Source organism: uncultured Salegentibacter sp., assembly GCF_963972535.1.
Lineage (GTDB): Bacteria > Bacteroidota > Bacteroidia > Flavobacteriales > Flavobacteriaceae > Salegentibacter.
Genome location: NZ_CAXAVR010000105.1, coordinates 1 through 9,186 on the forward strand (window position 1 = coordinate 1; position 9,186 = coordinate 9,186).

The 9,186-nt window shown below is 37.9% G+C and carries 6 protein-coding genes and 1 pseudogene; 6 read left to right on the forward strand and 1 reads right to left on the reverse strand.

Going from position 1 to position 9,186, the window contains the following annotated elements; all coding sequences use genetic code 11:
• Positions 1-98 precede the first annotated feature (98 nt).
• Positions 99-731, forward strand: coding sequence for a 7-carboxy-7-deazaguanine synthase QueE (locus tag AACZ30_RS11250; protein WP_208222860.1), 633 nt, complete (start codon positions 99-101; stop codon positions 729-731).
• A gap of 57 nt (positions 732-788) precedes the next feature.
• Here AACZ30_RS11250 and AACZ30_RS11255 read toward each other — a convergent pair whose 3' ends face one another.
• Positions 789-1,361, reverse strand: a complete 573-nt coding sequence (locus AACZ30_RS11255; protein WP_208222859.1) for a DUF2911 domain-containing protein — start codon at positions 1,359-1,361, stop codon at positions 789-791.
• Between the two features lie 246 nt (positions 1,362-1,607).
• Between AACZ30_RS11255 and asnB the strand changes: the two genes are divergently transcribed.
• From asnB to AACZ30_RS11280, 5 genes and pseudogenes are all read left to right on the forward strand, one after another.
• Positions 1,608-3,227, forward strand: coding sequence for an asparagine synthase B (asnB, locus tag AACZ30_RS11260; protein ID WP_339649427.1), 1,620 nt, complete (start codon positions 1,608-1,610; stop codon positions 3,225-3,227).
• Between the two features lie 183 nt (positions 3,228-3,410).
• Positions 3,411-5,351: a DNA topoisomerase (ATP-hydrolyzing) subunit B gene (gene gyrB / locus AACZ30_RS11265; protein ID WP_208222857.1), complete on the forward strand. Its 1,941-nt coding sequence runs from the start codon at positions 3,411-3,413 to the stop codon at positions 5,349-5,351.
• A 123-nt stretch (positions 5,352-5,474) separates the two neighbouring features.
• Positions 5,475-6,470 carry a DUF6588 family protein gene (locus AACZ30_RS11270; RefSeq protein ID WP_339649429.1) on the forward strand — a complete coding sequence of 332 codons (996 nt, stop codon included), beginning with the start codon at positions 5,475-5,477 and terminating at the stop codon, positions 6,468-6,470.
• 91 nt (positions 6,471-6,561) lie between these two features.
• The gene (mdh, locus tag AACZ30_RS11275; protein ID WP_339649430.1) at positions 6,562-7,488 is read left to right on the forward strand and encodes a malate dehydrogenase; all 927 of its coding nucleotides are present in this window, start codon (positions 6,562-6,564) and stop codon (positions 7,486-7,488) included.
• Between the two features lie 164 nt (positions 7,489-7,652).
• Positions 7,653-9,186, forward strand: a pseudogene (locus AACZ30_RS11280) (protein translocase subunit SecDF); the annotation flags it as partial.

Sequence of the window (9,186 nt, forward strand, 5' to 3'; positions counted from 1 at the left end):
AGAAAAATTCCAGGTAGAAAATGCGCTTATTTTAGATTAGAAAGTAATTCAGCCATAAGCACAGCTTAAAAATAAGAGATTACGTATCTTTGCAGGCTATGATTACAGAAGAGACTAAGGCATTGGTAGACGATGGGATTATGCTTCCGCTTATGGAAGAATTTTACACCATCCAGGGAGAGGGATTTCATAAAGGAACGGCCGCTTACTTTATTAGAATTGGAGGCTGTGATGTAGGATGCCACTGGTGTGACGTGAAAGAGAGTTGGGACCCAAATATTCATCCGCCAACGCATATTGGGGAGATTGTTGAAAAAGCGGTTGCAAGTAGTAAAACTATTGTGATTACGGGTGGAGAGCCGTTAACCTGGGATATGACGAGGCTTACCGGCGCTTTAAAAGCTAAAGGTTGTGATATTCATATTGAAACTTCTGGAGCTTATAAACTAACCGGCCAATGGGATTGGATTTGTTTATCGCCCAAGAAAATAAAATTACCTACCGAAGAAATTTATCCGCTGGCCCACGAACTTAAAGTAATCATTTTTAACAAGCACGATTTTAAGTTTGCTGAGGAGCAGGCTGAAAAAGTGAGCGAAAATTGTATTCTTTATCTGCAACCAGAGTGGAGCAATAGAGATAAAATGATGCCACTTATTGTAGATTTCGTAATGAAAAACCCAAAGTGGAAGGTTTCACTACAAACCCATAAATATCTTAATATTCCATAAAAAAAAACGGCTGTTTGATTTACAAACAGCCGTTTTCAGTAAAAATTGTATTCAATATTATCCTGCAGGAGAGAAAGGCACTTTAATATATTTATCGGCCCAACCCATTAATAGGTTTGCTCCTGCGTCTCCTTCTTTCTGCTCTATGGCCATAGAGAAATTCTCAATTTTCTGGCTGGAATTTCTTACAGGTACTTTAATTCTTACGTAGTCTTGTTTGTCGGTATATTCATAAGCTCCCCAGGTATGCGTAGATTGATTTAGAATAACAGTCCACTCTTTTTCGTCTGGAATAGTGTATAAAGTATAAGTACCTGCCTTTACAGTTTCACCACCAATTTCCATGTCTTTGTAAAAAGTGATTTCGGTAGCTTCGTTAGCACCGGTTCTCCAAACTTCTCCGTAAGGCACCAGTTTTCCAAAAATTTCGCGATCCCGGGTTTGAGGTCGGCTGTAAATTACACGCATAATGACCTCGTCTTTTTGGTCGCGATGTATAATCATATCCATTGGGCTGGTATCTAATTTCGGAAAATTAGGTCCGTTGGTATTTTTAGTTTCCTGGGCGTTTAAATCCTGGAATCCCAAAAATCCAATTAAACATAGCGTAGTTAAAAGTATTTTCTTCATTGTGTTTGATTTTTAAGGTTAAAGATAGTTTACTGTTATTTCTTAAGGTGTTAAAGATTTATTTAGTTGCTGTTAAATTATTGAGTTTTTACAGATGTAAAGTTTGACAGGTTGTTCGGTTTAATTTACTTACTTCTGAATTCTAATTTTCCAAAAATTATTTTCAGATTATACCAATATACTAATTTGTGTTTACATAATGTAATCTCTGACGCATATTTGTATAGAATTATTAATGCAAATGTTATGTGTGGAATTTTAGCAGTAATCGGGAAACGATTATCAGAAGAAAAGATTGGCGGGCTATCAAAAAGAATGTCGCACCGCGGTCCAGACGAGAGTGATGTGCACGTAACCGAAGAAGGTTATGTATTAAGTCACGAAAGATTGTCTATTGTAGATCTTGAAACCGGAAAACAACCTATCCAGGGTACTTCAACTGCCTGGATGATTCACAACGGCGAGATTTATAACCACCAGGCATTGCGAAATAATGAATTGAAACATCATACTTTTAGAACAACAGGAGATTCAGAAGTAATTGTTCATTTATATGAAGAATTCGGTGTAGATTTTCTTAATAAATTAGATGGCGTATTTTCTTTTGTAGTGGTAGATGGCAAAGATTTTATCGCAGCAAGAGATCCAATTGGGGTAAAGCCACTTTACTACGGAACAGATGATGAAGGTTCTATTTGGTTTGCCAGTGAAATGAAAACTTTGGTTGAGCAATGTAGTAGTTTTGCAGCTTTTCCTCCCGGGCATTATTACACGCCTGAAACTGGTTTTGTAGAGTATTACACGCCAGATTGGTTTGATTATAAAAAAGCAACGAAGGAATTAGATCTTTCAAAAATAAGAGAAAGTTTAATTGAAGCCACCCGTAAAAGATTAATGGCCGATGTTCCCCTGGGAGTTTTATTAAGCGGAGGTTTGGATTCTTCTTTAACCTCTTCTATCGCAGCAAGATTAATGAAAAACAGCGGTCAAAAATTACATTCGTTCTCTATTGGTTTAGATGAAACAGCACCAGATTTGATCGCGGCCAGAAAAGTTGCTGAATTCCTGGGGACCGAGCATAGCGAATTTCATTTTACCGTAGAAGAAGGAATTGATATCCTTAAAAAACTGGTATGGCATTTAGAAACTTATGATGTTACTTCTATAAGAGCCAGCACTCCAATGTATTTCCTTTCAAAAGGAATTAAAGAGAAAGGCGTAAAAGTTGTTTTAAGTGGGGAAGGAGCCGATGAGATCTTTGGAGGTTACCTTTACTTTAAAAACGCACCTACGGCTGATGATTTTCAGAAAGAAACAATTAGAAGAGTGCAAAGATTGGCTACTGCAGATTGCCTAAGAGCAGATAAATCTACAATGGCCCACGGGCTGGAAGCAAGGGTTCCATTTTTAGATAAAGCATTCTTAAAAACAGCAATGGAAACTGAAGCTGTGCATAAATTGCCAAAAACCTATGATGGCGTTGAGAAATATATTCTTAGAAAAGCTTTTGATACTCCGGAGCAGCCATTTTTACCAGATGAGGTTTTATGGAGACAAAAAGAACAATTTAGTGATGGTGTTGGATATAGCTGGATAGACGAGTTAATTGCATACGCTTCAGCAAGAGTTAGTGATGAGCAAATGGCAGCAGCTTCAGAGAAGTATCCATACAATACACCGGCTACTAAAGAAGCATATTTTTATAGAGAAATATTCCACAGTCATTTTCCGCAGGAAAACGCTGCAAAAACAGTAAAAAGATGGATTCCGAAATGGCAGGAAGACCTTGATCCAAGCGGAAGAGCAAACACTTCTCACGTAGCAACAAATGCTAAAAAACAACTTAAGGAATTAGCCCAAATATAGAGTAAACAATCGTGTGGTTTGTTATGCCCGAAATGCAGCTTTCATTTTGCTGTATTTTGGGCTTTTTTTTGCACAAATTGTTAATAACTTAAAACCCTTGTCAAGCTTCTTAGCCTATTAAAAATGTGCGTTTTGTTATATTTGTTCGTTATTCAAAATAGACGAATTTAATTAGCAAAATATATGAGCGAAGAACCCAAAAAACACAGTTATTCGGCCGATAGTATCCAGGCTTTAGAAGGTATGGAGCACGTACGCCTTAGGCCTTCAATGTATATTGGGGATACCGGTGTAAGAGGTTTGCACCATTTGGTGTACGAGGTGGTAGATAACTCTATAGATGAGGCTATGGCCGGCCATTGTGATACAATTAAAGTAACCATTAACGAAGATGGTTCTGTAACCACCGAGGATAACGGAAGGGGAATTCCAATAGACCTTCACAAGAAGGAAGGCGTTTCTGCCCTACAAGTGGTAATGACAAAGATTGGTGCCGGGGGTAAATTCGATAAAGATTCTTATAAAGTTTCCGGTGGTTTACACGGGGTTGGGGTTAGTTGTGTGAACGCACTGTCTACTTCTTTAAAAGCAACGGTTTACCGTGACGGACAAATTTGGGAACAAGAGTATGAAATAGGAAAACCACTTTACCCGGTTAAGCCTGTTGGTGAAACTGATCTAAACGGAACGGTAATCACTTTTAAGCCCGATTCCAGTATTTTTCAGCAAAGCGTAGATTACAGCTATGAGACTTTGTCTAGCAGAATGCGTGAGTTGGCTTTCCTTAATAAGGGAATTCAAATTACACTTACCGATAAGCGTGAGGTTAATGAAAAAGGAGAATATCTTTCTGAGAGATTTTATTCTGAAGAAGGATTAAAAGAATTTATAAAATTCCTTGACGGGAACCGTGAGCCAATTATTGCCGATGTGATCGCGATGGAAGGTGAAAAGAACGATATCCCAGTTGAGGTTGCTATGGTTTACAATACTTCGTTCAATGAAAATCTTCATTCTTACGTAAACAATATCAATACCCACGAAGGAGGAACGCATTTATCTGGTTTTAGACGTGGTTTAACCACTACGCTTAAAAAATATGCCGATGCTTCGGGAATGTTGGATAAGTTGAAATTTGAGATCGTTGGAGATGATTTCCGTGAAGGCTTAACCGCGATTATTTCAGTAAAAGTTGCCGAGCCTCAATTTGAAGGACAAACAAAAACAAAACTTGGAAACAGGGAGGTGACTTCGGCGGTTTCTCAGGCGGTTTCAGAAATGCTTGAAAATTACCTGGAAGAAAACCCGAATGATGCCAAAACCATTATTCAAAAAGTAATTCTTGCGGCCCAGGCTAGAAATGCAGCCAAGAAAGCGCGAGATATGGTTCAGCGTAAAACCGCAATGAGTATTGGCGGTTTGCCCGGGAAATTATCTGACTGTTCTGAGCAGGATCCTGTTCAAAGTGAAGTGTTTCTTGTAGAGGGTGACTCTGCAGGTGGTACGGCCAAACAAGGTAGAGATCGTAGATTCCAGGCTATTCTTCCGTTAAGAGGAAAAATTCTGAATGTTGAAAAAGCGATGACACATCGTGTTTTTGATAACGAAGAGATAAAAAATATTTACACTGCTCTTGGGGTTACTATTGGTACTGAAGAAGATAGTAAAGCTTTAAATACCGATAAATTAAGATACCATAAAGTAGTGATAATGTGTGATGCCGATGTAGATGGTAGTCACATTGAAACGCTTATTTTAACTTTCTTCTATAGATATATGAAAGAATTAATAGAAGGAGGTCATATTTATATTGCAACTCCGCCTTTATATTTGGTTAAAAAGGGTAGCAGAAAACGCTATGCCTGGAGTGAAGAAGAACGTGATGAGATCGCTGAAAGTTACAGCGGTGGCGTACAAATTCAACGTTATAAAGGTCTTGGTGAGATGAATGCTGAGCAACTTTGGGACACTACTATGGATCCTGAAAGACGTAAACTTAGACAGGTAAATATTGATAACAGTAGTGAAGCCGATAGAATTTTTTCTATGCTTATGGGAGATGAGGTGCCGCCAAGACGTGAATTTATTGAGAAGAATGCTAAATATGCTAATATTGATGCATAATTGAGAACATTTTGAAAAGGAAAACCCGTAAGTGAGCTTACGGGTTTTTTTATGATTTTTTTAAACTTGTTTTAGGAGTGCTTTTTTTATTATTTTTACCGCCTAACTTAACACCTACTTATTTTGAAATTTCAAGCTAAATACCTCATTCTATTTATTTTATTTTCAGTTAATTCCTATGCTCAGGAGGGCGATGTTGAAAAATTCGCAAATGAGATGCTGTATATTGCAGATGAATTTGCAGGACCTGCAGCCGAAGGTGTTGCTTATCAGGCCGGGGCCGGTTGGTTTACTTCAGCAACTGCTTTAAAACCATGGAAAGTAGAGATTTCCTTTCAGGGAAATGCTTTATTTGTTCCTTCTAACAGGCAATCTTTTACAATATCAAATGGTGATCTTGCGGGTGTTCACGAGAGTGGTGGTCCAATTTTGAGTCTTAAGGGAGATGAAAGTAATGCTGTAGTACCTACAGCTTTTGGTGGTGAAACTGATGTTTATTTTGAGGGAACTTTATTAGGAGAACCTTTTGAATTTCAGGCTCTCGAAGGCGTGAATAAAAGTGTGGTAGCATATCCTTTTGTTCAGGCTAATGTAGGTTTACCTTATGAAACAGAATTTTCGGCAAGATTTTTACCTCAATTAACTGTAGATGGAGTGGCTATCACAACTTATGGCGCTGGAGTAAAACATAATTTTTCGCAATATTTTAAATTTAATAATGAAGAAGACTTTCAAGCCGCTGCTATAATCGCTTACAGTAAATTTGATGTAGAGTATGAATTTAGTCCTGTAAATATAGATAACGTAGTAAACTTGAATTTGGTTAACGTAAACTCTAACCTGTGGATGGCATCAGTTATGGGATCTAAATTGTACGGCGATAATTTTGAAGTTTTTGGAGCTTTAGGAGCAACAAACTCAAACTTTAATTACGCAATGGGCGGTTCGGGGGTTGCTTTAGGGCCAATTAATTCGGCATTACGCGGTTTAGATCAAAGTCAGGCGCAATTTAAAGCCGATTTAGGTTTTAATTTGTATTTCGACCGTTTTAAGATTAGTACAATGGCAACTGCCGGGAAGTTTTTTCATCTTAATGCCGGTTTACATTTCAGAATATAAAACCCATAGTTTTAACCATATCTTATAGTAATACTATATCAATATTCGTATTTTTGGAATCAAATATTAATCGATTTAAATAAAATATAAGATGAAAGTTACTATAGTAGGAGCAGGTGCCGTGGGTGCCAGTTGTGCAGAATATGTAGCCATTAAAGATTTCGCTTCAGAAGTGGTTTTACTCGATATTAAAGAAGGAGTAGCCGAAGGGAAAGCAATGGATTTAATGCAAACCGCAACCTTAAACGGTTTTGATACTAAAATTACAGGAACTACAAACGATTATTCTAAAACTGCAGGCAGTGATGTGGCAGTTATAACCAGTGGTATTCCACGTAAACCGGGAATGACACGTGAAGAATTAATAGGAATAAACGCCGGGATTGTAAAAGAAGTTTCTTCAAGCCTAATTAAGCATTCTCCAAATGTAACCTTAATCGTGGTAAGTAATCCTATGGATACTATGACTTACCTTGTGCATAAAACTACCGGACTTCCAAAGAACAAAATTATTGGAATGGGTGGAGCTTTAGATAGCGCCCGTTTTAAATATAGATTGAGTGAAGCTTTAGAATGTCCACCATCAGATGTTGATGGGATGGTAATTGGAGGTCACAGTGATACCGGGATGGTGCCACTTACAAGATTGGCAACAAGAAATTCGGTTCCTGTTTCAGCATTTTTATCTGAAGATCGTTTAAACCAGGTTTCAGAAGACACTAAAGTTGGTGGAGCAACCCTAACTAAGTTATTAGGAACCAGTGCCTGGTATGCACCTGGAGCTGCAGTTTCGGCTTTGGTTCAGGCTATTGCTTGCGATCAGAAAAAGATGTTCCCTTGCTCTGCAATGTTAGAAGGTGAGTACGGATTAAATGATATTTGTATTGGAGTGCCAGCAATTCTTGGAAAAGACGGACTTGAAAAAATTGTTGAGATAGAACTTGATGATACAGAGTCTAATAAAATTAAAGAAAGTGCAGAGGGTGTGAATAAAACCAATGCCCTATTAGAACTATAAGTAGTTTTAAACTTGAATATATGTTAAAAACGGCCGCAGAATTTGCGGTCTTTTTTATGTTTAAAAGTTAAATTATTCAAAAAAAAATTGTTGGCATTTCATTTTTGAAACCCTATATTTGTCCGTTTTTAAAATCGACCTAATTAATTATAACTTAAGGAATAATGCAGAACAAAGGACTGATTAAGGTTTTTGCAATTTTATTTGGGCTGGTATGTATATATCAGTTGTCTTTTACTTTTATTACCAATAATGTAGAAAGTGAAGCTGAAGATTTTGCCAGGCAAAGAATTAGCGAAAATGTAGAAGATTACTCGGCGTTGAGAGATGCTGAAGAAGAAAGGTATCTGGATTCGGTAGCGAATAATGAGGTAATTGCAGGTATCACTTACAGTGACGCGAAAGACAAGGAGCTAAATAAAGGCCTTGACCTTAAAGGAGGAATTAACGTAATTCTTCAAATTTCGGTTAAAGATATTCTTGCCGGATTAGCAAATAATACCGACGATCCTGCTTTTAACCAGGCTATAGCCGAAGCTGATGCAGCCGCAACAGATAGCCAGGACGATTATATTGATCTTTTCTTTGAAGCTTTTAATAGTATTCCAGATGCTAAACTGGCATCGCCAGATATTTTTGCTAATAAAACCTTAAGTGACGAGATTAATTTTGATATGTCTAATGACGAGGTTGAAACCGTTATTAGAAGAAAAGTTGATGAGTCTATTACTTCAGCTTTTGAAGTATTGAGAAAACGTATTGATAAGTTTGGGGTAACCCAACCAAATATTCAGCGTTTAGGGAATTCAGGAAGAATTCTTGTTGAATTACCAGGTGCGAAAGATATTAATCGTGTACAAGGTTTGCTGCAAAGTACTGCACAACTTGAATTCTGGCACGTATATAAAAATACTGAATTAGGGAATTTCCTTGCTCAGGCTAATAATGTTCTTAAAAACGTTGTAGATAAAGAAAATGAGCAAGCAGAAACTCAAACTGATACTACGGCTGCTGCCGATAGTGATATTGATGAACTTCTTGCTGAAAGTGAAGATACTACAGATGTAGCTACAGGAAACAATCCTTTATTTGAATTAGTGCAAAGTCCAGGCTTCCAGGGAGGTCCTGTAATTGCCTATTTTTCTGTACAGGATACTGCAAAAGTTAATAATTACCTCGAGATGTCTCAGGTAAGATCCATTCTTCCTGCAGAACAACGTTACGCTAAATTTGCCTGGGGAATCCCGGAAGACGAAGAAGGTGTAGTTGGTCTTTACGCCTTAAAAGGTAACCGTAATATGGAGCCACCGCTTAGTGGTGATGTCATTACAGATGCGCAACAAACTTACGACCAAATGGGCCGTGTTGCTGTATCTATGCAAATGGACGGAAGAGGAGCTAAGGTATGGGAAGAAATGACCGGAGAAGCTTCTACACAGCAGAGCAATATTGCGATTGTTTTAGATAATACAGTTTATTCTGCTCCCGGAGTTTCAACCGGGCCTATATCAGGTGGAAGAAGTGAAATTAGCGGAGATTTTAGCATTACCGAAGGTCAGGATTTAGCCAACGTTCTTAGAGCTGGTAAACTTCCGGCTTCCGCTGATATTATCCAGAGTGAAATTGTCGGACCAAGTTTAGGCCAGGAAGCTATAGACAGCGGGATTTGGTCTTTCGGGATCGCCCTCGTTTTTGTAT